The following is a 26,806-nucleotide window of genomic DNA, read 5'->3' as shown; positions in this document are numbered from 1 at the left end:
CGCTCTCGGCACCACACAGTCCGGAGACAGTCGGGGCAATCTGGATCTTGTGTTCATGCGCGCTTTGCCATTCCCGAAAAGCCGCCTGATCAGCGGCCAGTTGCATGCCCAGATCGTTGAAAACGGCCAGCGGGTCATCAAGGGCGATGAGCAGGGAACNAAAAACATCAGCACCCAGTGGTGCCCATAACGGATGTGTTTCGGCGTCTTCCGACAGCGGGCGAGCAGTGGGGATCGCCGAGTCAGCGAAACGGCCGTCGTCAGTGACATGGCCCTTGTCGATGTCCGCCACCGCCTCGGCGATACGGTTCAACGGCAGAGTGTCCGGCTCGGCCATGGTGATGCAGTAGCTGGCCAGATCCAGCGCTTTCATCCACAGCGCGCGGCTTGGGGCGCTGGAACGCATGTGCTCGCAAATTCGCCACGTCCATTGCTGCGGGGAAAAGGCGATGTGCAGTGTGTTACGTCTCGGGTAGAGCAGAAAGGGCTTGCCATCACTGGCACCGCTTCGCTGGTCACTGCCGATCTGCGCGTCCGTCCAGACGATGCGGCTCAGATGGCCGTTGTTTGCTGAAACGACATATTCATGCAGCGTCCCGGCGGTTTCGTCGAACACATAGACGTAGCCGTCATACAGCTGGCGAAGGGTGTAGCTGCGTGTTGTCAGTGTCGGCATCAGCGCCCATTTGCCCTGTTTCGGCAACGGCTTCAGTTGCTCCGGCGTGACGTCGTAGCGGGAGCGATCCAGCGCGTAGCGCACCGGCACGATGGCGACGTTGGGTCCTCTGAACGGGCAAAGGCTGGTGGCTGTCGCCGGGGTTTTGGGAAACAGTGCGGCGCGTCGTTGCTGGTGTGTGCCGTGTTTATCGGTCATGCGGGAAATTCTCTGCGCAGAAACGGGCAATTCACCCGCTGTATGCAGAAGTACATTCCAAGATGTGTGCCGAGAAGTTTTTTATCTAATAAAAACAGATAGATAAAGATTTTCTACGAAGTGATTGGTCAATGTTTAATCGAGAAACCGCGAAAAAGCGCGCAAGCTTCTGCGCATGCGTGCGAATTCTTTCATGTGTGTTGCGGCGCTTTGAATATAAAGCGCTGCCTGTGTCACCCGGACTTTGGATGCGCAAAAGTCTGCGCATCCGATACGTTGCATGACGGCGATAGCGGAGTGTTTATTGAGGGGCAGGTTTAGCTAAGGTGAGCAGGGCAACGTTGAGGGCGGTGTCGTGATGAGCTGTTCAAGTTTGATCTCGACCAACCTGACATTGTCTCGTTCGATCGTCTTGGTTTTGATCGGCTCTTTTGCGAACCCTCGCTGATGGTAGAAATCGATGGCAGGGGCATTGTTCTCCAGCACCCAGACGACAACTCTGGTGCGGCCAGCGGATTGAAAGAGAGGCATCACATAGTCGAATAGCTCTCGCCCAATACCTTGGCGTGTGTGCATCGGGCTGATATAGATGGCCTGTATTTCTGCGACGCTGCGGTCTTCGGGATGTTCCCTGTCAGCCCCCGTGGCCACCCAGCCCAAGACCCGATCTAACCTGTCGACTTTAACGTACAGGCCAGATTCGCCCGAAGCGATCTCCTTGGTCCAGTGGGACAGCCTTGCCTCAAGCGTTATCCGATTGATATAGGCAGCGGGAATGATGCCCTCATAGGCACTTCTCCATGACTCCAGATGAATCGTCGCTATCTGCAACGAGTCCTTGGGAAGGGCAAGGCGGATGCTCATATCAATGCTCCTGCTCGGTGTGTTTCAGCATTTAAAGCAATGTTTATGGCATTTCTACGCAACCAAACATATATCCGTCTTTCTTGCCCCACTCACACCCTGTATCCATTCCCCACTCACCCCCACCCCGCAAATAAAGCACGATACCCGCCCATCGCTCATATCAAGGAATGATCCATGTCGCTGGCCATCGTCCATAGTCGTGCCCAGGTCGGGGTGGAAGCCCCGGCGGTTACTGTTGAAGCGCATCTGGCCAACGGCCTGCCGGCCCTGACGCTGGTGGGGTTGCCGGAGGGGGCGGTCAAGGAGAGCAAGGACCGGGTGCGCAGTGCCATTCTCAATTCCGGGCTGGATTTTCCGGCGCGACGGATCACGCTCAACCTTGCGCCGGCTGATTTGCCCAAGGATGGCGGGCGGTTCGATCTGGCGATTGCGCTGGGTTTGCTGGCCGCCAGCGGGCAGGTGCCGTTGGTTGCGTTGCAGGATGTTGAATGCCTGGGCGAGTTGGCGTTGTCGGGGGCGATTCGGCCGATTCAGGGTGTGCTGCCTGCTGCACTGGCGGCACGTGCGGCGGAGCGGACGCTGATTATTCCTGCGGTGAACGCTGAGGAAGCGTGTCTGGCCTCGGGGTTGCGGGTGATTGCGGTGAATCACTTGCTGGAGCTGGTCGCGCATTTCAACGGGCGCACGGTGATTGCGCCGTATCAGTCCAGCGGCCTGCTGCATCAGCCCAAGCCGTATCCGGACCTCAGCGAAGTGCAGGGCCAGACGGCTGCAAAACGTGCGCTAGTGATTGCCGCTGCCGGGGCGCACAACCTGCTGTTCAGCGGGCCGCCTGGCACCGGCAAGACTCTGCTTGCCAGTCGGTTGCCGGGTTTGTTGCCGCCGCTGGACGAGCACGAAGCGCTGGAGGTGGCGGCGATTCAGTCGGTTGCCAGTCAGGTGCCGCTGACCAGCTGGCCGCAGCGGCCGTTTCGCCAGCCACATCACTCGGCGTCCGGGCCTGCGCTGGTGGGCGGTGGCAGTCGTCCGCAACCTGGCGAGATCACGTTGGCGCATCACGGCGTTTTATTTCTTGATGAACTGCCGGAGTTCGATCGCCGCGTGCTGGAGGTTTTGCGTGAGCCGCTGGAGTCCGGGCATATCGTGATTTCCCGGGCGCGGGATCGCGTGCGCTTTCCGGCGCGGTTCCAACTGGTGGCAGCGATGAACCCATGTCCCTGTGGATATCTTGGTGAGCCGACCGGGCGCTGCCGTTGCTCCACCGAGCAGGTGCAGCGCTATCGCAACAAGCTGTCCGGCCCGCTGCTGGACCGGATCGATCTGCACTTGACCGTCGCCCGCGAAGCCACCGCCCTCAACCCTGACCCGACCACCAGTGAAAACACTGCCAGTGCCGCAGCCGTGGTCGCTGAGGCGAGAGACCGTCAGCAACGTCGTCAGGGCTGTGCCAATGCTTTTCTCGACCTGCCGGGGCTGCGCGAGCACTGCGCGCTGTCCAGTGTCGATGAAAGCTGGCTGGAGACGGCCTGCGAGCGTCTGACCCTCTCATTACGTTCGGCGCATCGACTGCTGAAAGTGGCACGGACGCTGGCGGATCTGGAGCAAGTGGACACGATCAGCCGCAGTCATCTGGCCGAGGCGTTGCAATATCGGCCTTCGAATAATTGACTCGGCAGAATGTAAGTCCACCATGGATAAACAACAGGGGCGCACTCGCTTCTGCGTGGGTCAACCCGACGCGCTCATCACCATTTTTTTATACGCGGTAGCCAATAACTCGACCCATGAATTTTTCTTGTAGATGACGTCATCAATACAACTGACCTCTGTGATCTCCATAGCGGTTCCGCACAGAAAGGCACCGTCAAACTGGTTCAGCTCCAAGCTTGAAATATCCCGCTGCACAACTTGCAAGTTCAGTAACTGAGACAGCTCGTCGATGACAACCTGGCGCGTTATTCCCGCCAATGCCATGTCAGTGGTCGGCGTGATGAGTAGGTTTTCTTTCACAAAAAAGACGTTCGAGCCGCTGGACTCACAGACCGTGTCCATCGTAGAAAGAAACAGCACGTCGTCGAAACACTCGCCCTTGTCACGAAAACTCAAAAAACTGAGCGCATAGGTAGATGAGGTTTTTGCTTGGTAGGGATGACAAGCAGCAGGGGCTCGACGCCAATTGGCTATCGTCAGCCGGTAAGGTGTGGTCGCGGATTTGGGGGCGAATGGAAGGACAAATATTACCACTTTGCTGCGACAGTTTCGGCCCATAAAACTGACGTCGACATCGTCATAGAACACGACGATTTTAATGTAAGCGTCTACAAGTTCATTTCGTCTCAGTAGTTCATGACAGGCTTCCGCCAGCATGGCGTTGCTGTAATTCACTTCGTGTTTGAATACCTGCGCTGACCGTTGCAGACGTTGCAAGTGCTCCTCGCATTTGAAAATGCTTGAGCCGTAACTGCGCATGCCCTCGTAAACTGATGACGCATAAGAAAGCGAGTGAGTGACGGGTGAAAAAGATACTTTGTCTATCTCGAGGTACTTGCCGTCCAGCCACGCGATTGTCGTCGTCATGATCCGTTCTCGGGTTAATTATTGAGGTGTTATGACAGTGCAGAGGAATCAGCGGCTGACGACTTCACGTGCAGTCAATGCGTTGTAGAACTCGCCCTTGATCAAACCTTCGCCTTCGTAGCTATTAGGGCGACCCCCTTGAAGCTGGAGTTCCTTGATGATGGACTCGTAATCATCCACCGGGATAATCCTGAAATCCATGCTCACACGCGTTACATTCTCCGTGTTCTCTGCCGTCCCGTGCAGTACACGTGGATCAAACATCAGGCACTGGCCGTAGCGAAGGTTGGTCGGCATGGCATCCATCCTGAGGTCCGATATGAACTGCGGACGTTGCTTTGCATAATCGAAGAAATCGATTCGACTGTCCTTATATTCGTCGTAGCTATAACTCTGCTCATGGGCGAACGTTTTTAGAGCGCGCAGACTGGCACGCTTCGAGCAAACGCTGAGTGCTGCGGTATTTTTAACGTCGCAGAACGGTAACCATATATTGATTTGCTGGAAATAGTCGCCCAGTAAGGTATCCGAGTGGTGAGTAAACAACTCGCCGTCCGGTAGTCTGTAACGATCATCCAGTGTCGTGGGAATGTGGTAGCGCACCAGCGGGTTATGTTCGAACACAAAGTCGAAACCCAGACGCTGACTGAGCCCATTCACAAAGGTGTAGTATTCATTGATCATTGGCTCACCCAGCGTTTGTAACGGGTCATACCAGTGGCCAGACTCTTTTCGGTGGCGTTGGATTTCTTCGTGTTCGAGGCATTCGTGAATCTTGTCCAGCGGGAAGTTAGCCCTGAGCTTATAGCGGCCGACGAGCGTTTTTTGAAGTGTACCAGCCAAATCGAAGGTCGATGTCGAGTAGTCCATAATCGAGATACCATTCTCTATTATGTGCTGGCTATCAAGTTGCCGATTGAGATCAAAGAAAGACACGAAAATTCCTTATTAACCGTATGCTCTGACTGAAAATGCATGCATTTGTTTTTGCCGATTCGTTCTGACAGGAATCAGCCAGTTGTCCAGGTCGACTACCCGGTTGGCACCCATTCGTTTTTTCATATCGATGGCGCCGCGGCCAAGACAGCTTGTCTTGAATCCAAGCTCATCAGCCACTTTATAAAGTTGATAGTAATCGCTGACGTACAAGTTGAGCCCGGGGGGTACCTGGCTGCGGTCTTGACCTTGCACCAGCTGAGAGAAAACGCCCTGTTGCTGATCAGCGTAGCTTAGGGAGCCGTAGACAGCGACATTATTCAATTTTTCATAATTCATTTTTATATAGTATTTTGGACCTTCAGTTGAGCGTGCCAGTGCCTGCAGTGTTTCAAGAGCGTACAGGTTCCTCACGTGCTGGTATTTGTCCACGTTTAACGACTGCAGTGTTGAAAACGCTTCCAATACTTGATTGTTTTCAACCAGTTCGTCCAAGCGATAGAGTCGCGTATGGCACAGTTCTTCAGTCCTTCGGGTAAGGCGTACCATCTCCTTGTATGCTTTTCTGCCCATGGCAGTCAGCAAACAAGCGTCAAGTTCTCCTTCAACATGCAGATAGGCAACCTGCATGAAGGGAACCACTATTATGTCTGTTTCATATTGCTGGCGCAGCGAGTGATCGGTTTTCTTCAGGGAGGGAACCAACAGCCAGTCGGCTGTATGTGCCTGACGTATCAATTGCTTCAGGAACGGTGGGTCCGGCTGCGCAGTAACAGGCATATAAAAGAAGCCGGGTGCGACATAGGCCTGCTCTTCATGCAGGATACCGTCTTGCTCCGCGAGCCCTTTGAGCATTGACTCCCAGTGGGCAATACCGCTCAAGGGCAGCTGTGGGTTAGAGACGCCATAACTGATGCAAAACGCCTCCCGCTGCGCAGGCAACTCCATACTTACGATCCTTGTATAACAATGTGTGAGAATAGGCTTATATCGTTTTTTCAACCAATCGCTTTTCAGAGTTGAAGGTAAAGTTTCTGTTTCCCAGCGCAGAAAGCTCAGCGTTATGAGTAATGATGAAAAACAAGGTTTTTGGCAGGGCTGCCATCAACTTTCTGATGAGCTGAAGTTCTTCGACGCTGTCCAGCTCGGAGGTGGCCTCGTCGAGGATGGCGATGGACGGTGCATTGATGGTCAAATCAAGCAGCGCAAGTCGTTGAAGCTCTGACTTGCTCAGGTTAACGTCACCACTCCAGGCAACCTCTTGATTGAAGCCCTCCGGCAGGCGTTCGATAATGCTCGAGAGGCCCAGATAAGAGGCCTGCTGATAAAGTTCTTCCTGAGACGTGCTATTGAAATGTTCAAACAGCGGTCCCGGCTTGAATATCGGGCTGGAGGTCAATAACTGAACGTCTTCGGCATGTGGCCGTGTCAGATACCCGATAGTGTCACCCAGCGTCGATACCTGACCTTGACTTGGCAGCAGGCTGCCCACTACCAGACTGGCGAAGGTTGATTTACCGACACCGCTTGCCCCCATGATCACCACGACATCATTCTCGTGAAACGCATGGTCGAAATCTTCTAGCACCGTTATTCCGCTGTGAGGGTTAACGAATGTGACGTTTGAAAACGATACCAATGGCGCACCATTTTGAACGTATTGGCATCTAGGCGCTGCCGTTGGCAAGAGGCCAGCCACGACCAGGCGATCGGCACTGTCGAGGACTTGTCGCAACTCCACCACGCACCTTCCCAAGCGCGCGAAAATCGCAATCAGGCTGTATGAAAGACTCACAGCCAGAACGTTCGCCATCGTGGCTACGCCGATGGCGTGAAAGTAAATGGTTGATGCCACGATGCCGGAAAGAAAGAAAACACCCATCAAATCCAGTTTGTAGCTATACCAACGACGCATCGCAGCATTATCCAGAGAAGCAAACGCTCGAGCGGCCAGGTTGCCGCTCAACCAGTTCAGGATGCTGGAGTTTCTGGCCATGCTTTCAAATCGACCGCCGTCCCAACTCAGTGCTTGAATGCGTGTGAACAATAGGGCGGTGGTGTCGATTTCCCGAGTGTTGGATTTTTTTAGCAACTCGCCGGAGCGTCGTGCTCCCCGCCAATAACACAGGCTGATGAAAACAAACGGAAACAGTACGTAAATGTTATTCAGCACAACATACCCTGCCGTGACCGACAGCAAGGTTGCCGCGCCGATGGTTTCCAGCAACAGAACGGGCAATACTTCATCGACGCGCCGCTGATCCCATGTCAGCTTGTTTTGGCTGTCGTGATTGATTTTCTGGGTCAGGCGCTCATCAAGGCCCGGGTTCATTAAATAAGAAAGGTATCGATTGCAGTGTGCAGACGCCGCCTCAATACATTTCTTCGCCGTGACCAACGCCCCGGAAATCGACAGCAAAGCACTCACTAGCAAAACGCCGGCCAGCCCGAGCAAAGATGCATTCAGATGCGTACCCAGATAACCGCTAGCGATCAGGTAGTCGCCTGCAATAGTGAGCACTTCTTTGAGTGCCATCAGGGTGAATGCGACCAACGTGATGGTGCCCGTGCCGAACGCTATCAGGCTGCTGGTGATTGATCTGGAAACCCGCTCAGGCTGTTCTGTCGAATCATTTTTACTGTGTACTGCCTTTGGCGGCGAGGACGCAGAGAAAGAGCTTGCCACCGGTGAAGCGAGAGATCGCGAAGAAGCGCAAGCGTGGTGAGTTTTTATGTCGATAATCCTACCGCCAGAAACAGTCCAGATTTCTTCGGCAGTGTCTCTTTCCTCCGGCTTATCCGTGACGAACATTACGTTTGTATCACGCCATGGGCCGTCCAGCAGTGTTCTCAACAATCCCGCAGCCAGCGCGTCATCCAGCCCTGAGGTCGGTTGGTCGATGTAGATCCAGTCTGTGCGTGCCACTAGGGCGCGGACCAGTTCTATTCGTTTTCCCTGGCCTCTGGAAACGTCCCATTGCTTGATTGCGCCGCAATCCCGCTCTCTGATGTAGTCGAGATAAAAGTCCCCGGGCAGGCGTGCGAGCGCAATCGCCTCCTGTACCTCTTCGTCTGAAAACTCCCGCCGATAGATACTCAGATTTTCGCCAAGACCGCCAGCGAATATCCACGGTTCGTCCGGAATGAAAATCGCCTGATCGTCAGCCCCGGGAAAGCGTTGCGCACAGTTTCTCAGCATAGATGTCTTGCCACTGCCTGCGGCACCGACAATGGCAATATGCTTTGCCTTCGTGGAGGGCGGTATTGATGTTGCGCAAGGGGGGTTAACGGGCTCAGGGGCGTCAAGGTATTGCTCGATATGACGGTGGCCTACAAAGCCTTGGGAAATACTTTGCACAATGTCTGGAATATTATTGGCGACTGACTTCAGTCCCCCAATCAACGCGATGGCGGCCAGCACCCCTGGTGTATCGACTTGGCCCAGATAAATTAGTTGTAGCAGCGCCGAGCTTAACAGTGCGGTAATCGGCGTCATGGTCGAGATCAGACTAATGGCCGCGACCAGGCGAGCAGCTTTTTTCAAGGAGCCCTCTTCGAGGTTTCGTTTGGCGGCGTAGTCACGGATCAGTTCGGCATTCCAGTTCCTCAGCCAGGCTTGACGCCGATTTTTCGTTGCGAATACCCCCACCTCTATGCGCTGAGTCGCACTCAACGATAACTGTTCATAGGTTGCGCCCAGTCGTTGAGCAACCCAGAACACGATCATTGAACTGCCAGCGATGACCGCAAGGGCAGCCACCGCACTAGCGCCCAGAGCAAGAAAGAAAAAAGCGGATGTGAAAAGCACCGTTGCCAGCGCAAGCGCTATCGTAATCAATCCTGACCATGAGGATTCGACACGCGCGGCCTCTCGGTCGAGCAACGTTGTCAGGCTGAGCGCAAAGACGCCGTTTTGCGCAACAGTCCTTTTGATTAATACCCTTTGTTCCACATAGGAGCGACTGCCTACGCCGACTAGCTCAGCCAGAAAGAAAGTGTGGTTGAGCGCCAGCCAGGCACAGTAAATCAGCAGAAGACAGGTGGTGCCTTGGGTGATATTCGAGAGCACGGACGAGTCAGCCCGCATCAGTTGGATCAGCAATGATTTCAAGGTGACTGCGGCACCAAAAGCCGCCGCGGTATGCACCCCGATTGCAACCAGCGCTAACATGACATCCCGTTTGAGGGCTGCAAAAATCTCGATATGAAGCCGTCTGTTTCCGGCTCTACTTGCATCATCGATCGCGGCCTTGCACCAGCGTTGCCAGCGGTAGGCGTGTACCGAATGCGCTCCTCGAGCTCCTTCAGGCGTACGGAAGCAAAGGACGGTTTTCAAGACTTCTGCAATCTTCATAGGAATCAGTTATATACCGGCACAGATTGAAGATCCGTGACGGTCTCACGTCCCAGTGAGTCTTGACAGGCAATATCGGCAAATCGATCGCAAAGCAGTGTGATCATCTCCCAGCCTTCACTTAACGCTACGCGTAAATCCTCGACTTCTCTTGGCGACGCGTCGTTCAGCAGCGCTATGCCCATACTGACGTGATGACCATCGTCTTCGCCATGTTCCTGAAAGTGCGGCATGCCAGCGAATACCCGAGCGGCTTCGCTGTGGAAAATTTCACCGCTGCCTTCCAGTACGACGTGCATCAAGAGCGTCTTGACCATATCGCTTTTATAAAGCATCTGGTGCCTGAACCATTCCATAGTGGAATGAAAGGCTGCATCCGAAACCGGGGAAGGGTTGGTGTTGCGCTGAAGACGCAGGTTATTGTTATGACCCAGCTCTTCTATCAAGTGCTCAAGAGCAATTTTTTTGTGAGCCTGATCAAGCGTCATCGCCACTCGGATATGCAGCAAATCCTGAAACATATCTGACCAGGTCTGCAGGCAGTCGAGGAGTTTTTCGCGCACTTGCGGTTGATCAATGGATGGCGAATTGATGAGCGACAACAGCCGACTATTCTTGAAGCTATCCAGGTAAGCCTGATTGTCTCGTAACAGCACATCGGCAGGCTTCGCGGTATCGGATTCCTGTGATTTGAAGACGACGCTCGGTCGCGACGTGTCTTCGTACAGGGCCTTGCCATTGAACTGAATGGAAAGTGCCCAAAAACCATTTTGGGTGCCTTTGAAGCCATGCAGGGCATGAGGTGGCACTAAAACCATGTCACCCGCTTCTATCGCACGCTCGGTCGCCCCCAACGTTTCCCCCGAACCATCACAAATCAGTATCAGGCTTGCTTCGGGATGCTGATGAACCGACAGTTCCTGATCCTTTTCGAGCCGGACCCAACTGATAGCAAGCTCACTGTTGGACGGGATGAATTCAGCCAGCGCAGGGTGCTGGGAGAATATCTTCACAACGCCTAAATCGTGCAAGGCGCCATCAACCACTACGCTGTTGAGGGTCTCAATATCGTTACGAGAGATGACTTCCATATCTGCTATTCCTTTGCGTAATAAACTTAGTTGGCGGAACTCAGTGTGTTGAGACGTTCGATGGCGGCGTAGAACTTTTCCCGGTCATGACTAGCGATGACCACCATGCCGACCTTGTCATCATTGGTGTGCGATCTGTTCAATGGCGGATTGGCTTCGCCCATGATCAACCTGATGATATCCACTTCCTGTAAAACATCATTAAGAAGTGCAGTGTCCAGCGGCTCATAAAAAAGATGAGAGCCCGCGAACGTGTAACGGGCCGGCTGTTCGAAACTGTTTTTATCCACCGCACAGCTATGGAACTGCAAAGTCTCCCTGAACAGGTCAACGCCTGTAGTCAGTTCAACCAGCAAGCCAATATAATCGCCGCCGACCCGGTTATTGACCTCTATGAGATGAAACTGTCCATCCGCGATGGTCACCTCAATATGGCAGGGGCCGTGTGTATGATTGAGGGCAGTCAACAACCGCTCGCAATAGCCAGCTAACTGCTCGAACACCGCGGCCTCCAGATTATCTGGCGAGATGATGTGCTGCTCTTCCGCCAGGGAGGTCTTGTACAGTCGCTTGTTGGTGACGGCAAGAACACGATGTTGTGAGTCGATGGTCAACGTTTCGACACTGACCTCTCGACCGTTCAGAAACTCCTCCGCCAACATAACGAAATTTTCCTGAGAAAACCCCTCCAGCGTGCTCTGCAAAGACGTAGCATCTTTGATGATGAATACGTTTTCGCTCCCGGAGCCTTTGGGGTCTTTCAGGGCAATCGGGCCATTGCGGGAATTGAAAAAATGCTCAACGTCAGCGCGTGTTCTGCAGATTGCGCTATGGACCGCAAACTCTGTATTTTCCAGCCTGGTGCGCATCAGCGCCTTGTTTATGCAGACTTCGCATGCGTCAAAGTCCATGCCGGGAATAGCATAATGCTGGCTCGCTCGTGCCGCTGCCAGCAGTCCGTCTTCGGTGAACGAAAAAATGAAATCGACTGTCTGCTTTTTAAGGATTTCATCGATTTTGCCGAGTACGGTGGCTTCGGAGAAATCGCTGACAAGATGAATTTTGTCTGTGAGTGCGGTGAGGTTAGGACCTACCGAGTCCGGCAATTGCAGCACGGTAAAGTCAAAACCCAAGCCATCATAATGCATAAAAGTTTCATCATGGCCACCGATCATTACGACAGTCTTCATACACTACCTTTCACGGTCGAACCGACCAATAAATTAACGCATAGGGAATAACGCATTGGGCCTCTGCCGTGGTTTATACGCGGCGGTATTGATATTTTTTCAATACCGGTTGCCGTACGTTTCTGCGACAGAAACGTAGCGTGCACGACCGTGCAAATAGCAGAACGCTATGCGGTAGAGAGTTTGTATAGTGAGTAGATTTCAGTCAGTCGAAAATCAACCCGCCCCGGTGGCGGAATGATAATAATCGTTGAAAGAGAGACGCACAGAGCCCGACAGTATACGAGATACTTTCGAGGGCCAGTTGAATTGAGGGGAGTGCAAATGAGAACGCAGGGTATAAAGCATGCTATTCCTTTAGATATTTATAATTATTTGCGCTTTCCATACGCGCCCTCTATGGTTTCATTGTTTAGTTTGAATGTCAACGCTGTCTGCCAACTGAATGGGCTATCCCTCGGCAAGTATAGAAATGGGCTAATGACAATCGATGCGCCGGGCCTGCGATCCTCGGCGGGCCTTTTACACCCGTCAGAAGTGTAATCAGAATCAACCGCGAGATCAGCCATCTGGCCGAGGCGTTGCAGTATCGCCCTTCGACCAATTGACCGCCCAAACGCAAAAACTCGCCGTCAACGATCAAGTCGACGGCGAGCCTTTGTGACAGGTACTGCGTTTTACATGCTGCTATAGAACGGGAAGATCCCCATCAGCAGCGCGGCAACCAGGATGCACATGCAGACCAGAATCGCCCATTTCAGGGTGAAGCGCTGATGGTCGCCGAACTCGATACCGGCCAGGGCAACCAGCAGGTAGGTCGATGGCACAAGAGGACTGAGCAAGTGGACCGGCTGACCGACGATGGAGGCGCGGGCCATTTCAACCGGGCTGATGCCGTAGTGGGCAGCGGCTTCGGAGAGCACCGGCAGTACGCCGTAGTAGAACGCGTCGTTGGACATGAAGAAGGTGAACGGCATGCTCACCAGCGCGGTGATGACGGCGAGGTACGGGCCGAGCGCATCCGGGATCACTGCCAGCAGGCTTTTCGACATGGCGTCGACCATGCCGGTACCAGACAGAATACCGGTGAAGATACCTGCGGCGAAGATCAGGCCGACCACTGCCAGAACGCTACCTGCGTGGGCTGATACGCGGTCCTTCTGGTCCTGCAGGTTCGGGTAGTTGATGATCATCGCGATACTGAACGCGATCATGAACAGTACCGGCAGCGGCAGCAGGCCCATGATCAGGGCGACCATCAGTGCGAAGGTCAGCGCGCCGTTAAACCAGATCAGCTTTGGACGACGTGCATCCGGGAACTGCGAGACGCTGATTTCGCTGTGATCGACTTCATCACCCTTAAGTTGCAGTTCACCCAGACGAGCGCGTTCGCGTTTGCCGTAGAAGTAGGCAATTGCCAGAATCGCAACCACACCGGCCAGCATTGCCGGGATCATCGGTACGAAGATGTCGGATGCGTCGACATGCAGGGCGCTGGCCGCACGAGCGGTCGGGCCACCCCACGGGGTCATGTTCATCACGCCACCGGCCAGAATGATCAGGCCGGCCATGATGCGCGGGCTCATGCCGACGCGGCTGTACAGCGGCAGCATGGCGGCAACGCAGATCATGTAGGTGGTCGCGCCGTCACCGTCGAGGGACACCACCAGCGCCAGCACGGCGGTGCCGACCGAAATGCGCATCGGGTCGCCCTTGACCATTTTCAGGATCTTGCGCACGGCCGGGTCGAACAGGCCGGAGTCGATCATCAGCGCAAAATAAAGGATGGCGAACATCAGCATCACGCCGGTTGGCGCCAGCTTGGTGATACCCGCCAGCATCATCGGGCCGATCTGGGCTGCGAAGCCACCGAACAGGGCGAAGATGATCGGAACCAGTATCAGGGCGATCAGCGCAGTCAGGCGCTTGCTCATGATCAGGTACATGAACGCAATAACCATGGCAAAGCCAAGGAAAGTCAGCATGGGAATACTCCAGACGTCATACGGCTACAGAACGTGAAATGAACGAGTCAGCTCAGCAGATCGGTACGTGGAGTGGAGGCGCAAGGAGGGTATGGAACGAGAAGTCAGCAAGCATCGGAATCACCATTATTGTTGTTAATTGGGCCTGAAACACGTTGGAATCCGTTCCTGGCTAGCCGGTCTTTTTGCCGGAAGTGAGGCGATGCTAATTGGCCAAGCTTTCACCGACCTTTCAATCAGCCTTTGTGGAGATTTATTGTCACAAGGGTTGTGGCGCATAAACGGAGAAGCGCGAACGAGCGAGATACAGGCGGCTTAGCTGGCTGCGCCTGGGCAACCACCTGTTGGGGGATGAGGCTGAGAATTGAGCGCCGGCATCAAATCTGTCGGCACTATTACCGACAGATTAATTGTGCCGACTGATTACTTGCTGAACTGCGAAGCCAGTTCGCGCAGAAGCACCTCGGCCTCCAGCACTTTTTTCACTGACTCGTTGGCTTTTTCGCGGGACAGGCCCAGGCGTTCGAACAACTCGTCAGGAATCTCCTGCTCTGGCCCGGCACCGATGCCGTTCACCCGCAACAGGCGTACGGCCAGATAAACCAGGTTGGCGTAGACGTGATGTTCGCCCTTGTAGTGGGGGTCGTGCTGGAAGCGTAGCGCGATGGCGAGTTCATCGGGCATGTCCCAATAGCGCATCAGCCAGGCACCGATCTGCTCGCGGCTGATACCCAGCAAATGCTGCTCAATAAAGCTGTGGTGCAGGTGCGGGTTAACTTCCAGCTGGCGGCAAATCAGCGTGAAGTGTGGCGGAAACACATGGGCCAGCAGCAGGTACCCGAAGTTGTGCAGCAAACCGGCGAGGTAGCTCAGGCCAGCTTCCGGGCGACTGGCGCGGGGAATGGCGCGGGTCAGGCCTTCGATCACTGCAGCGGTGTAGATCGATTGCTGCCAATACGGCGTGGTCTGTTGCGGCTGGTCCTTGGGCAGGCTCAGGGTTTTGCCCAGTGCGAGGCCCAGCGCCAGATTGATCACCAGATCAAAGCCCAGCACGCGAACGATTGCATCTTCTACCGAGCGGATCTTGCCGGTGGACGCGTAATAGGGCGATGCCGCCCAGCTCACGACCTGTGCCGCCAGCGCAGGGTCGGTTTCGACTACGCCGGTGATGTCATCGATGGTCGCATCGGGGTCGACCCGCAGCTTGATGATTTTCTGTGCAGTTCCGGCCAGCGGTGGTATTTCCAGGGTCGCTTCCAGACGCTGCTGGATACGACGCGCCGTGAAAACGTGCATGGCCTGGGTGATTTCTGCCGGATCGTCGTCAGGACGATCCAGGTTCGGACGAATGGCTGCGACCGACTGGCCGAAGTGCGCGGCACTGGCCTTGCTCAGCATGCCTTTGAAGTCGTCACTGCTGATTTCCAGCAACAGGCCCTTTTCACCCGAGCCCACCAGCAGTGTCGGCTCTTGCAGCAGGCGATCATCGTAAAGGCACGGTGAGCTGGTCAGTGCCGGGAGCCCCGGCAGCACTTGCAGGTTGTGCTTGGTGAGCATGCGCTGCAAGCGATCATGCGGCACAGCGGTCAGCTGGCGCCCGGTCAGCTCGGTGATTCGGCTGAGGTCGAGCAACTGGCTCTGCGGGAACAGGATAAGCAGCGCACCGACAGCGTCCTCGACCAGCACAGCCTGAACCTTGCGCGCCGGGGGCAAGCTTTTGTCGTCCATGACTTCGTTGTAGCTGATAGCCAATTTTTCAAGCAACTGCCGGATTACCGACGGCGCATGCTGCGGATCATTGACGTGGGCGACTTCTGTCATGAGCTATGTCCAAATTCCTACATTTTTTGAAGTATAACCACGTTATTCGTTTTCGGTCGCACGTGGTGTTCAAAGCGTAGCCTGCATCACACCTGGCCATACTGCTGGCCATGACGCAGCCATCTGTCGAGCAGTGGGCTGACATGTTGGGGCCAACGCTCCAACAGGGCCTGAGCCGCGTCGCGTACGGCCGGTAGCAGGTCTGCGTCACGCATAAGGTCGGCGACCTTGAATTGCAGAAGGCCCGTTTGTCGGGTTCCCAGCATTTCACCGGGACCACGCAGTTCAAGGTCCTTTTCGGCGATGACAAAGCCATCGTTGGTTTCGCGCATGATGCCCAGCCGCTGCCGTCCGATCTGTGAAAGCGGCGGGTGGTAGAGCAGCACACAATGGCTGACCGCACTGCCGCGCCCGACGCGCCCGCGCAACTGGTGCAATTGAGCCAGACCGAGGCGCTCGGGGTTTTCGATGATCATCAGGCTGGAGTTCGGCACGTCGACCCCAACTTCGATTACTGTGGTTGCCACCAGCAATTGCAGCGCACCCTGCTTGAATTCGGCCATGATCGCGGCCTTTTCTGCGGGCTTCATGCGTCCGTGTATCAACCCGACGCGAACCTCACCCAAGGCACTGCTCAGTTCTTCGTAGGTGGTTTCAGCGGCTTTGCACGTCAGTTCTTCGGATTCCTCGATCAGCGTGCATACCCAATAGGCCTGGCGACCCTCGGCGCAAGCAGCGCGTACACGCTCCACGACTTCCAGGCGGCGGCTGTCGGCAACCAGCACGGTATTGACCGGCGTCCGCCCGGGCGGCAGTTCGTCCAGAATCGACGTGTCCAGATCGGCGTAGGCGCTCATCGCCAGCGTGCGTGGAATCGGTGTGGCGGTCATGATCAATTGATGCGGACACATCAGGCCGCCGACGCCCTTTTTGCGCAGCGCCAGACGTTGCTGAACACCGAACCGGTGCTGCTCGTCGATGATCACCAGCGCGAGGTTCTTGAACTGCACTTCGTCCTGAAACAGCGCATGGGTGCCCACCACCATGGGCGTGCCACTGGCGATCTGCTCCAAAGACGCGACACGCGCCTTGCCCTTGAGCTTGCCCGCCAGCCAGGCCACGCCCACGCCCAGCGGCTCAAGCCAGCGCTGGAAATTGATGTAGTGCTGCTCGGCGAGAATTTCGGTGGGGGCCATCAGCGCCACTTGATAACCCGCTTCCAGCGCCTGCAAGGCAGCCAGCGCGGCGACCACGGTCTTGCCCGAACCGACGTCACCCTGGATCAACCGCAGCATCGGCTCAGGCTGGCTCAGGTCATAGGCGACTTCCTTGCCGACCCGCTGCTGGGCACCCGTGGGCGCGAAGCCAAGGTTGGCGAGAAATTGTTTCGGCAGCTTTTTCGCAACAGGCAACGCCGGTGCGCGTTGTGAGCGCAGACTTTCGCGCAGACGCTGCTGGGAAAGCTGGTGGGTAAGCAGTTCCTCGAAAGCCAGCCGGTGCTGCGCCCAGTGATGCCCGAGGGCCAGTTCCTCCACATCGGCATCGGCGGGCGGGTGATGCAGATAGCGGATCGCATCACCCAGCGGGGCCAGCTGATAGTCGCGGGCCAGCTCATCCGGCAGCCAGTCCGGCAAGCTTTTGGGGCCAAGCATCGCCAGGCTTTGCTGACACAACTGACGCAGGCGCTGCTGGGTGAGGCCTTCGGTCGTGGGATAGATCGGCGTGAGGGTCTGTTCGACGGGCGCGGGCTCATCACCGGTAATCGCCCGATATTCCGGATGATAGATTTCCAGTCCGGAAGCACCGGGACGCGCTTCGCCGAAGCAGCGCAAATGCGTGCCACGCTTCATGCTTTCTTTCTGCGCGTTACTGAAGTGGTAGAAGCGCAGGCTGACAACACCGGTGCCGTCGCCAAGCCTTACCAGCAAGCTGCGGCGCTTGCCCATTACCACATCGGCACCGCTGACCACGCCTTCGATCACGGCATCCTGGCCGGGGCGCAATGCACCAATCGGTACTACTCGGGTCCGGTCCTGGTAACGCAGCGGCAGATGGAACAGCACGTCCTGCAGGGTTTCCAGCCCGACCCTGGCCAGCTTTTCTGCCATCGCTTCACCGACGCCTTTGAGCGCCGTGACCGAGACCCTGGAAAGCTCGCTCATTTCTTTTCTGCCTAACTTGCGACTGTTTTCGGACGTGCCACCGAGCACAGGCGTGCAGAGTCAGCGAGAATTTCGATGGCTTTGGGTCTCGGGAAGCTTGCGCGCCAGGCGATGGCGACCGTGCGGAAAGGCACAGGCGGCGTAAGCGGGCGGACTTCGATCACGCCGGGCGCGTAGTGGTGACTGTCGACGGCGGAAAGCGGCAGGATCGAAATACCCAGCCCGGAAGCGACCATGTGCCGAATGGTTTCCAGCGAGCTGGATTCCACCGTCGTGTGCTTGGCGCCTTCATTGCCTTTGCCCAGAGTAGGGCAGGCTTCCAGAACCTGATCACGGAAGCAGTGACCTTCGCCCAGCAATAACAGGCTCTTGTCGTTGAGTGCCGAGGCGTCGATGGTCTCTTTCTGAGTCCATGGGTGATCGGCCGGCATCAGGACGGAGAACGGCTCGTCGTAAAGTGGCAGGGTCAGCACGTCGGCTTCGTTGAACGGCAAGGCAATGATGACGGCATCCAGCTCACCGTTGCGCAGCTTGTCGCGCAGCACATGCGTGAAGTTTTCTTCGATGTACAACGGCATCTGCGGCGCAACCCGGTGCAGTTGTGGAATCAGGTGAGGGAACAGGTAAGGGCCGACGGTATAAATAGCGCCGACTTTCAGCGGCGCGGTCAGCTGATTCTTGCCTGCCTGGGCCAGCTCACGAATACCTTGAGCCTGCTCCAGCACTTTCTGCGCTTGCGCAACGATGCCTTCACCGACCGGTGTCAGGCGCACGGCGCTCTTGCTGCGCTCGAAAATGAGCACACCGAGTTCGTCTTCTAGTTTCTTGACGCCCACCGACAGCGTTGGCTGGCTGACGTGGCAGCGCTCAGCCGCATGGCCAAAGTGCTGCTCCTGGGCAAGCGTGACGATGTAGCGTAATTCTGTAAGAGTCATAACGTGCGTCCATGAAGTTGCGACCCCAGCATAGCGGGTGCGATCGATAGACGCACGTTATCAGAAGCACTCACAAGTAACAAAAGTACAATTCAGCGTTTATCCAGTGAATAAACGAACGGTGCGAGGATTTCAATGGTGCCGTTGTTGAGGATTTCCTTGGGCGGCTTGGGTAGCGGCTGAGCGCGACGGATCATTTCCATGGTCGCTCGATCCAGCGCCGGGCTGCCTGAACTGTTGGCAATCGAGTAAGACAGGACGTTGCCGTCAGCATCGACAACGAAGCGCAGGCGGGCAACACCCTGCATGCCACGACGACGCGCATCCTCTGGATACTTCTTGTACTTGCCCAGATGACTTAACAGGTCACCCTGCCAGCTTGGCAGTGCATTGCTGGGCGGCGAAGGCGCAGGAGCGGGCTTCGGAGCAGCTGCTTTTTCCGGTTTGGCAGTCGTAGGCGGCGTGTCGACCGGTTTTTCGTCAGCAGGCTTTTCCTGAGGTGGCTCAGGCTTCTTCTGCGGCTTTGGCGGCTGCGGTTTTGGCTTGGGCTTTTCAACCTTTTTGGGCACCACGATTTCCGGCTTCGGCGCTTGCGCGACTTCCGGCATGGGCTCTGGCTCTTCAGGGGCTGGCGGCGGAGGTGGCTGAACGACTTTTGGTGGTGGCGGCGGTGCGGGCTCGGGCAGAGGCGCAAGCTCGACCATCATGGCCGCTGGCGGTAGCTCGATCGCCTGAGAGGCGGGCCAGCGAACGGCGATGATGATCGCGATAGCGTGCACGGCCAGCACCAACAACAGACTACCGCTATAGCGCGTCAGTTTTTGGCGCGTACTGATCATTTCTTACCAGCCGTCTCAAGACCCACCAGACCGACCTTCAGGTAACCCGCACCCCGAAGCGTATTCATGACTTCCATCAGATCGCCGTAGTCCACGCCCTTGTCGGCCTGGAAGAAGATCGTGGTGTCCTTCTTGCCCTTGGTGCGGGCGTCCAGCACCTGACCGATCTGCTCGCGGGCAACCTTCTCTTCGCCCAGGTACAGGCTCTTGTCGGTTTTCACGCTGAGAAAGATCGGCTTCTCGGGCCTGGGCTGCGGTGTGGCGGTAGACGCCGGTAGATCAACCTTGATGTCTACGGTCGCCAGCGGCGCAGCCACCATGAAGATGATCAACAGCACCAGCATGACGTCGATGAACGGCGTCACGTTGATTTCATGGTTCTCGGCGAGATCATCGCCGCCTTCGTTAAGATGCAGGCCCACGTGTTAGCCCACCTTGACCATGTGCGGTTGCTGTTGATTGCGCTCGGTCGGTTCTGGCAGATGATCCAGGTCGCGGCTGACCAGCAGCAGAACGTGCGCCGAAGCATCGGAAACCTGAGCCTTGTAACCGGCGATGGAGCGGGCGAAGACGTTGTAGATCACTACCGCAGGAATTGCGGCAACCAGACCCAGTGCCGTGGCCAGAAGGGCCTCGGCGATACCCGGTGCCACTACAGCGAGGTTGGTGGTCTGGGTCTTGGCGATGCCGATGAAGCTGTTCATGATGCCCCATACCGTACCAAACAAACCCACGAACGGTGCGGTAGAGCCGATGGTCGCCAGTACGCCGGTGCCCATGCTCATGTTGCGGCCGCAGGCTGCAACCAGGCGCTCGAGGCGGAAGCTGACACGCTCCTTGATCCCTTCGCGTTCACGGCTGTTGGCCGACAGGCGCATCTCTTCAAGGGCGTCATGCACCAGCAGATGGGCGAGTGTGCCTTCCTTGCTGGCGGTCGAGCTCGCTTCGTTCAGGGAGCGGGCTTTTTTCAGATTGACGATTTCACCACGCAACCGGCGCTTGGCGCCCAGCAGTTCGAAACCCTTGGAGATCCAGATGGTCCACGTAATGATCGATGCGATGGCCAGACCGATCATGACCGCTTTGACCACGACGTCGGCGTTCTGGTACATGCCCCATGGCGACAGGTCATGGGCCATGCCCAGGCTGTTGTCTTCGGCTGCAGGCTCCAGAGCCTGCACGGGGGCTGCGGCATCAGGCGCGACAGGAGCTGTCGCCGCAGGTGCGGCAGAGGTTGCAGGGGCCGCAGTCGGCGCCGATTGATCTGCAAGGGCCATGGGTACGAACATCAGGCTCAAGACGAGGGCTGCGACACCGCGCCATGCACGAGGCAGGCGAGGCATCCGGGTAGGCGAAGCGATTGATTGAATGCGTGTCATGCTGGCCGGACCTGAGAGAAAAATAGGGGATGGTTCCAGTGCGTCGCTCAGTGCTCTCGACGCTCACAGGGAACAAATGGGTCGCCATTATTGCAAATCGTTCTTGTTAACAAAAGTAATACAGTATCTTTTTTACATATTCGCCCGAACGGTTGCCTATCGATGAGCATTTTTACGGCGCTGGAACTGTCATCTCAGCAGGTAAAGCACGCTGCGCTCACGAATGGCTCGGTTACGAAAAGAAGCAAGGGATTGAAGGCCGCGAAAGCATCGATTGATCAAATTCGATGCGAGCGTTAACATTGCGCGGTCGACACAGACCGGAACCTTGGTGACAAGGGGTGTGGATTTCGGTGGCTCAGGCCACTCCCAGCCAGTGAGCGGGATAAGCAGGTAACTGCAAAAGGACAGGCCGATATTGGGATTCACAAAAAGCCCTGTTGCCTCGGCAACGGGGCTTTTTGCTTTTCGCTATACGGGTTTTCCGGCGTTGCGCATCTCAAGGATGTAGCGAACGTTATGAGGCTTCCCTTTCGGCAGGGTAGGCCGGCCCCACGTAGCGACTTCATACGCTGATATAACGCGAAGCTTCAAAAGGTTCGTGGTGCCTTGTGGCTTGCTGATCGAGAAAAAAATCGCATAGTCATGCAGGTCGAGGCAAAAATACCTTTGGCTGTTTTCCGTATAAAACGGGACAGCCAGCCCCTGAAAAAAGCGTTTCTGGATGTACTCCACCAACTGGGTGCTGCAATCGTAGCGCTCGCTGCAAAAGTAACGGCGCTCCCCTCTGTAATGAATGAGATGGCCATTGCCCTTGTCATCTGTAAAGCAGTGCAACCCGAATTCGAACTTGACGGTGACCTGCTGCAGCGCAACGTCGAACGTCAGGTCAAAAGGCTGAAGGTGCGCCATGGAGAATGTCCGATCTCCTATTTTTATGTCTTTCCATCGCATGTGAATCTTCGCCAATCCCGTTGAAGGCGCGCATTGTAGTCGCGTGATTTGCGCTTAACACGGGGTCGTCCGAAAATGCTCAAACCCCAGGTTTGGGAACGACGAGTCACCAGCGTGATCGCATAGGGGAGTAGCGCTGGACGCTTACATCTGTTTACAGCTTTGTTTCGAGTGTCGCGTCTCGATGAGCTTTTTTACGACACTGAAACCGCCTTCTCTGGAGATACCGAATGACTGCCCCTTCGCTTCTAATCGCCGGCTGCGGTGACATTGGTTCGCGACTTGCGACCCGCCTGCTGCCTCACGGCTGGACCGTGCATGGGCTGCGGCGCACTGTTTCCGAGCTGCCTGCCGGTGTTCACGGTGTGGCGGGTGACTTGTTCGATACCCGCAAGCCTGCCCTGTGGCCCACTGCGGTGGACTATGTGGTGTATTGCGCGACGCCTTCGCAGCGTGACGAAGCGGGTTACCGGATGGCTTATGTCGAGGGGCTGCGCAATGTATTGAGCTGGCTTGAGCAGACCGGGCAGCGTCCAAAGCGGTTGATCTTCGTCTCAAGCAGCGGAGTCTACGGTCAGCAGAACGGGGAGTGGGTTGATGAAAACTCCGTCACCGAACCGACCAACTACACCGGCACTGTGATGCTGGAAGCCGAGCAGCTAGCGCTGAACAGCGGACTGCCAGCCACGGCAGTGAGGCTGACCGGTATCTACGGGCCCGGACGCAGTGATCTGTCGAATCGCGTGCGTCAGGGGCATAGTGTCAGAGTTGATCCTTCGGTCTATGCCAATCGCATTCATGCCGACGATGCCGCCAGCTTGCTGGAGCATCTGCTTCAGGCGGATCAACGAGGTGTGGCACTGGAGAATTGCTATCTAGGCGTTGACGACGATCCGGCTGCGCTGGCCGATGTGGTGGCGTGGATACGTGAGTATCTGGGGGTGACCGAATGGTCGGAAGAGGTCAGCGTGCAGCGCGTGGGCAGCAAGCGTTGCAGCAATGCCAGGGCGCGCGCACTGGGATGGGTGCCAATGTACCCGGATTATCGGGCTGGCTATGCGGCATTGCTGGGGTAAACAAGTCGCCGTCAGGAGCGCCTTGAAGGGCGCTCCTGAAGCGTGAGTCGCTTATTGCTGTTCGAGCAACCAGCGACGTGGGCCTGGACGCAGCTCGGGCATCTGGTCAGCACCGGCATTGTTCATAGCCTGGAATATCTCCAGTTGCTTGCCTTTGCGGGCAAAGATCCACGGGTTGCCTTTTTCGGCTTTCTCCAGCCACATACTGTCGTATTCGCCGCTCATGGCTGCGCAATCGCCCGCCAGGCATAGTGCGTAGCGATCGTTTTCGGGAAGCCCCTGCACACTGCCGTCAGGCATGAACTGCACGGTGCTGCCTTGGCCATCGCCTTCCACGACAGTCCATTTGCCGCCCATGTAGGCGCTATACAACGCTTTCTCGAAGCTGGTGCCAGGCTGAGCACCTTCAGGTGCCGGGTTTTCCGGCTTCTGGAAGTGCTGTTCAGGGCCTGACTCGCTGGCCGCTTGAACCAGTTCATCACCCTTGACGCTCAGGTCTTCGAAGAAGTTGCCGTAGAAGTCGATGTGCAGCTTGCCTTCAGCAGCGCTGACGATCTTGCCTTCACCCAGCTCGAAACCGTTGGAGTAAATGGCCTGATTGGCTTTGGAGTTTATTTTCCACTCCAGATTGGGGCCGTTGGCGAGCAGTGCCTGACGCAAGTTGCCTTGTTTGACGGCGGCGTCGATGGCGGTCTGGTTGATCCAGGTGCCGTCCGGATTGCGGTCGGCGTGGCTGGCGCAGCCGCCCAGAATGACGGCGAGCAGCGAGATGGCGAGCGCGGAGCGCATAACGGATTCCTTCCTTCAGGGAGAACGGAGCGCAAGGCACGCTCCGTCGGGGGGATTATTCGATGACGAGAATCGCGTCCATTTCAACCTGGGCGCCACGCGGCAATGCTGCAACGCCGATGGCGGCGCGAGCCGGATAAGGCTGGGTGAAATAGGTGCCCATGATCTCGTTGACCTTGGCGAAGTGGCCCAGATCGGTCAGAAAGATGTTCAGTTTGACGATGTCCTTGAAGGATCCGCCCGCCGCTTCGGCAACAGACTTCAGGTTTTCGAAGACCTGGGTGATCTGCGCTTCGATGCCTTCGACCAGCTCCATGCTGTTCGGGTCCAGCGGGATCTGTCCGGACATGTAGACGGTATTGCCAGCTTTGATGGCCTGAGAGTATGGGCCGATGGCCGCAGGGGCTTTATCGCTGGTGATGACAGTCTTGGTCATGAGAACTCCTGATGATGGGATGGCCTACGCGCGCATCCGGGTGATGCGTGTGACACCTGTCAGGGCGCGCAGTTTCTTGATCACACGAGCCAGGTGCACACGGTCGTGCACGCTGACCACCAGTTGGACCACGCTGATGCGGCCATCGCGTTCGTCCATACTGATTTTTTCGATATTGCCGTCGGCCGCGTTGACGCTGCTGGCCAGCAGAGCGATCAGGCCGCGCTGATGCTCGAGTTCGACACGCAGCTCGACGTTGAATTCGCCGGTGACATCCTTGGCCCAGGACAACTGGATGCATTTTTCCGGGTTGTGACGGATTTCGCTGATGTTGCGGCAGTTATCCAGATGCACAACCATGCCCTTGCCTGCAGACAGGTGGCCGACAATAGGGTCGCCAGGGATTGGCGTGCAGCATTTGGCGTAGCTGAGCACCAGGCCTTCGGTACCACGAATCGCCAGCGGACCTTCAGGGCTTGGCAACTGCTCGCCCTCGCCCAGCAGGCGGCGAGCGACGACATAGGCCATGCGATTGCCCAGCCCGATGTCTTCGAGCAGGTCTTCCAGCACTTCGACCCGGTACTCGTTGAGCACCAGCTGAATGCGTTCCTGAGTGATCTTGTCGAGACTGCATTCGAAGCCGTTGAGCACCTTGTTCAGCAGGCGCTCGCCAAGGTTGATCGACTCGGAGCGGCGTTGCAGCTTGAGCGCGTGGCGAATATGCGTACGCGCCTTGCCGGTCACGACGAAGTTCAGCCATGCCGGATTCGGGCGTGCACCTGGGGCGCTGACAATCTCGACGGTCGAGCCGCTTTGCAGCGGTTCGGACAATGGCGCCAGTCGGCGGTTGATCCGGCAGGCGATGCAGCTGTTGCCGACGTCGGTGTGTACCGCGTAGGCGAAATCCACCGCCGTGGAGCCTTTGGGCAGCTCCATGATCCGGCCTTTGGGCGTGAAAACGTAAACTTCGTCCGGAAACAGGTCGATCTTGACGCTTTCAATGAACTCCAGAGAGTTACCCGCACGCTGCTGCATTTCCAGCACGCCCTTGACCCACTGCCTTGCACGGGCGTGAGTGCCCTTGGGCTGCTCGTCGTCGCTGGATTTGTACAGCCAGTGTGCAGCGATCCCGTTGTTGGCCATCTCCTCCATTTCGCGGGTGCGAATCTGGATTTCGATCGGTACGCCATGCATACCGAACAACGTCGTATGCAGGGACTGGTAGCCGTTGGCCTTGGGGATCGCGATGTAGTCCTTGAAGCGGCCGGGCAGCGGCTTGTACAAATTATGTACAGCGCCCAGGACGCGATAACAGGTATCGACCTTGTCGACGATGATGCGGAATGCGTAGACATCCATGATCTCGTTGAAGGCGCGACGCTTGCCGCGCATCTTCTTGTAGATGCCATAAAGATGCTTCTGCCGCCCGCTCACGTCGCCTTCGATGCCGTCAACGGCCAGGCAATGACTAAGGGACTCTTCGATCTTGTTGACCAGTTCCTTGCGATTGCCCCTGGCGCGCTTGACCGCCTGGTTGATTCGCGAGGAGCGCATCGGGTACATCGCCTTGAAACCCAGGTCCTCGAATTCGATGCGCACACTGTGCATACCCAGCCGATTGGCGATGGGTGCGTAGATTTCGAGGGTTTCCTTGGCGATGCGCCGACGCTTTTCGCCCGACAGCACTTCCAGCGTGCGCATGTTATGCAGGCGATCGGCGAGCTTGACCAGGATCACGCGAATGTCGCGCGCCATGGCCATGGCCATTTTCTGGAAGTTTTCTGCCTGGGCTTCGGCCTTGGTCTCGAAATTCATCTGGGTCAGTTTGCTGACCCCGTCGACCAGTTCGGCGACGGTTTCGCCAAATTGGGCGCTGAGCGCTTCCTTGGCAATCCCGGTGTCTTCGATGACGTCATGCAGCATCGCAGCCATCAGGCTCTGATGGTCCATGTGCATGTCGGCAAGAATATTCGCTACCGCAAGAGGGTGCGTAACGTAGGCTTCACCACTGCGACGGCGCTGGCCATCGTGGGCTTGTTCGGCATAGTAATACGCTCGGCGAACCAGGTTGACCTGGTCCTTGCCGAGGTAGGCCGACAGTCTTTCGGCGAGGGCGTCTATGCTCGGCAAGGCGCTACCCCTTGCCAATGGCTTTTACCCTGCGCCGTACTACGTCGACCTGGCATAGGCTTAGACGGCCTCGTTGGACTCGTCCTCGAACGCTGCGAACAATGGTTCATCTTCAACGATTTCGGCTTCTGCGATTACAGCGTAATCCATCAGGCCAGCCGCGATTTCACGCAGTGCCATAACGGTAGGCTTGTCGTTTTCCCAGGCCAGCTTTGGTTCTTTGCCGCCGGTTGCCAGTTGACGGGCACGCTTGGTAGAGAGCATGACCAGCTCAAAGCGGTTATCCACGTGTTCTAGGCAGTCTTCAACGGTTACGCGGGCCATGGGTATTCCTCGTAGCAAATGCGGATGCGCGATGCCCGGATGGGCGAGCGGACTCGGTAGTTTACAAGCGGACAGCACCAGGCATCA

At 56.5% G+C, this 26,806-nt stretch carries 22 protein-coding genes; 2 read left to right on the top strand and 20 right to left on the bottom strand.

Annotated features, from left to right (window positions below; all coding sequences use genetic code 11):
- The coding region (locus AO068_RS20560; protein WP_058409294.1) for a toxin VasX at positions 1 to 874 on the bottom strand (874 nt) is incomplete at its 3' end.
- A 321-nt stretch (positions 875 to 1,195) separates the two neighbouring features.
- On the bottom strand, positions 1,196 to 1,738 hold the full coding sequence (locus AO068_RS20555) for a GNAT family N-acetyltransferase (RefSeq protein WP_058409293.1): 543 nt from the start codon (positions 1,736 to 1,738) through the stop codon (positions 1,196 to 1,198).
- 177 nt (positions 1,739 to 1,915) lie between these two features.
- Between AO068_RS20555 and AO068_RS20550 the strand changes: the two genes are divergently transcribed.
- Positions 1,916 to 3,409: a YifB family Mg chelatase-like AAA ATPase gene (locus tag AO068_RS20550; protein ID WP_058409292.1), complete on the top strand. Its 1,494-nt coding sequence runs from the start codon at positions 1,916 to 1,918 to the stop codon at positions 3,407 to 3,409.
- A gap of 60 nt (positions 3,410 to 3,469) precedes the next feature.
- Here the strand turns inward: AO068_RS20550 and AO068_RS20545 are convergent, their stop codons facing one another.
- The 14 genes from AO068_RS20545 to AO068_RS20480 all read right to left on the bottom strand — a co-directional run bounded on the left by AO068_RS20545 (position 3,470) and on the right by AO068_RS20480 (position 21,922).
- On the bottom strand, positions 3,470 to 4,318 hold the full coding sequence (locus AO068_RS20545; protein WP_058409291.1) for an aminotransferase class IV: 849 nt from the start codon (positions 4,316 to 4,318) through the stop codon (positions 3,470 to 3,472).
- Between the two features lie 48 nt (positions 4,319 to 4,366).
- Positions 4,367 to 5,254, bottom strand: a complete 888-nt coding sequence (locus tag AO068_RS20540) for a hypothetical protein (protein WP_058409290.1) — start codon at positions 5,252 to 5,254, stop codon at positions 4,367 to 4,369.
- A 12-nt stretch (positions 5,255 to 5,266) separates the two neighbouring features.
- Complete coding sequence (locus tag AO068_RS20535; protein WP_057402752.1) at positions 5,267 to 6,202, bottom strand: hypothetical protein; 936 nt, start codon at positions 6,200 to 6,202, stop codon at positions 5,267 to 5,269.
- Between the two features lie 37 nt (positions 6,203 to 6,239).
- Positions 6,240 to 9,608 carry an ATP-binding cassette domain-containing protein gene (locus tag AO068_RS20530; protein ID WP_058409289.1) on the bottom strand — a complete coding sequence of 1,123 codons (3,369 nt, stop codon included), beginning with the start codon at positions 9,606 to 9,608 and terminating at the stop codon, positions 6,240 to 6,242.
- 5 nt (positions 9,609 to 9,613) lie between these two features.
- The gene (locus tag AO068_RS20525) at positions 9,614 to 10,699 is read right to left on the bottom strand and encodes a cupin domain-containing protein (RefSeq protein ID WP_005744863.1); all 1,086 of its coding nucleotides are present in this window, start codon (positions 10,697 to 10,699) and stop codon (positions 9,614 to 9,616) included.
- A gap of 26 nt (positions 10,700 to 10,725) precedes the next feature.
- Positions 10,726 to 11,889 (bottom strand): ATP-grasp domain-containing protein, encoded by a 1,164-nt coding sequence (locus tag AO068_RS20520; RefSeq protein WP_058409288.1) that lies wholly within the window; start codon positions 11,887 to 11,889, stop codon positions 10,726 to 10,728.
- 677 nt (positions 11,890 to 12,566) lie between these two features.
- Positions 12,567 to 13,874 carry a CitMHS family transporter gene (locus AO068_RS20515; RefSeq protein ID WP_057402756.1) on the bottom strand — a complete coding sequence of 436 codons (1,308 nt, stop codon included), beginning with the start codon at positions 13,872 to 13,874 and terminating at the stop codon, positions 12,567 to 12,569.
- A gap of 423 nt (positions 13,875 to 14,297) precedes the next feature.
- Positions 14,298 to 15,695 carry an aminoacyl-tRNA deacylase and HDOD domain-containing protein gene (locus tag AO068_RS20510; protein ID WP_044324611.1) on the bottom strand — a complete coding sequence of 466 codons (1,398 nt, stop codon included), beginning with the start codon at positions 15,693 to 15,695 and terminating at the stop codon, positions 14,298 to 14,300.
- Between the two features lie 86 nt (positions 15,696 to 15,781).
- Positions 15,782 to 17,857, bottom strand: coding sequence for an ATP-dependent DNA helicase RecG (recG, locus tag AO068_RS20505; protein ID WP_058402719.1), 2,076 nt, complete (start codon positions 17,855 to 17,857; stop codon positions 15,782 to 15,784).
- A gap of 11 nt (positions 17,858 to 17,868) precedes the next feature.
- Positions 17,869 to 18,792, bottom strand: a complete 924-nt coding sequence (locus AO068_RS20500) for a hydrogen peroxide-inducible genes activator (RefSeq protein WP_002551493.1) — start codon at positions 18,790 to 18,792, stop codon at positions 17,869 to 17,871.
- A gap of 92 nt (positions 18,793 to 18,884) precedes the next feature.
- The gene (locus AO068_RS20495; protein WP_058402720.1) at positions 18,885 to 19,631 is read right to left on the bottom strand and encodes an energy transducer TonB; all 747 of its coding nucleotides are present in this window, start codon (positions 19,629 to 19,631) and stop codon (positions 18,885 to 18,887) included.
- The gene (gene exbD, locus AO068_RS20490) at positions 19,628 to 20,053 is read right to left on the bottom strand and encodes a TonB system transport protein ExbD (RefSeq protein WP_002551495.1); all 426 of its coding nucleotides are present in this window, start codon (positions 20,051 to 20,053) and stop codon (positions 19,628 to 19,630) included. The genes AO068_RS20495 and exbD overlap by 4 nt, the downstream gene beginning before the upstream one ends.
- A gap of 3 nt (positions 20,054 to 20,056) precedes the next feature.
- Complete coding sequence (exbB, locus tag AO068_RS20485; RefSeq protein ID WP_005731620.1) at positions 20,057 to 21,010, bottom strand: tonB-system energizer ExbB; 954 nt, start codon at positions 21,008 to 21,010, stop codon at positions 20,057 to 20,059.
- Positions 21,011 to 21,481: 471 nt separating this feature from the next.
- Entirely contained in the window at positions 21,482 to 21,922 is a 441-nt protein-coding gene (locus AO068_RS20480; RefSeq protein ID WP_058409287.1) for a hypothetical protein, read from the bottom strand.
- Positions 21,923 to 22,194: 272 nt separating this feature from the next.
- Between AO068_RS20480 and AO068_RS20475 the strand changes: the two genes are divergently transcribed.
- On the top strand, positions 22,195 to 23,040 hold the full coding sequence (locus AO068_RS20475) for an SDR family oxidoreductase (RefSeq protein WP_058409286.1): 846 nt from the start codon (positions 22,195 to 22,197) through the stop codon (positions 23,038 to 23,040).
- Between the two features lie 51 nt (positions 23,041 to 23,091).
- Here AO068_RS20475 and AO068_RS20470 read toward each other — a convergent pair whose 3' ends face one another.
- The 4 genes from AO068_RS20470 to rpoZ are packed head-to-tail and all read right to left on the bottom strand — an operon-like array spanning position 23,092 to position 26,719.
- Complete coding sequence (locus AO068_RS20470) at positions 23,092 to 23,829, bottom strand: hypothetical protein (RefSeq protein WP_057402761.1); 738 nt, start codon at positions 23,827 to 23,829, stop codon at positions 23,092 to 23,094.
- Between the two features lie 55 nt (positions 23,830 to 23,884).
- A complete protein-coding gene (locus AO068_RS20465; RefSeq protein WP_044319282.1) occupies positions 23,885 to 24,265 on the bottom strand; it encodes a RidA family protein in 381 nt (126 codons plus the stop codon).
- A 24-nt stretch (positions 24,266 to 24,289) separates the two neighbouring features.
- Positions 24,290 to 26,395 carry a bifunctional GTP diphosphokinase/guanosine-3',5'-bis pyrophosphate 3'-pyrophosphohydrolase gene (gene spoT, locus AO068_RS20460; RefSeq protein WP_002551499.1) on the bottom strand — a complete coding sequence of 702 codons (2,106 nt, stop codon included), beginning with the start codon at positions 26,393 to 26,395 and terminating at the stop codon, positions 24,290 to 24,292.
- Between the two features lie 60 nt (positions 26,396 to 26,455).
- Complete coding sequence (rpoZ, locus tag AO068_RS20455; protein ID WP_002551500.1) at positions 26,456 to 26,719, bottom strand: DNA-directed RNA polymerase subunit omega; 264 nt, start codon at positions 26,717 to 26,719, stop codon at positions 26,456 to 26,458.
- Positions 26,720 to 26,806: the final 87 nt, after the last annotated feature.

The sequence above is a fragment of the Pseudomonas sp. ICMP 3272 genome (assembly GCF_001466905.1).
Taxonomy (GTDB): Bacteria; Pseudomonadota; Gammaproteobacteria; order Pseudomonadales; family Pseudomonadaceae; genus Aquipseudomonas; species Aquipseudomonas amygdali.
The sequence above is the reverse complement of the archived record's forward strand: the minus strand, read 5'-3'. Positions and strand labels throughout refer to the sequence as shown.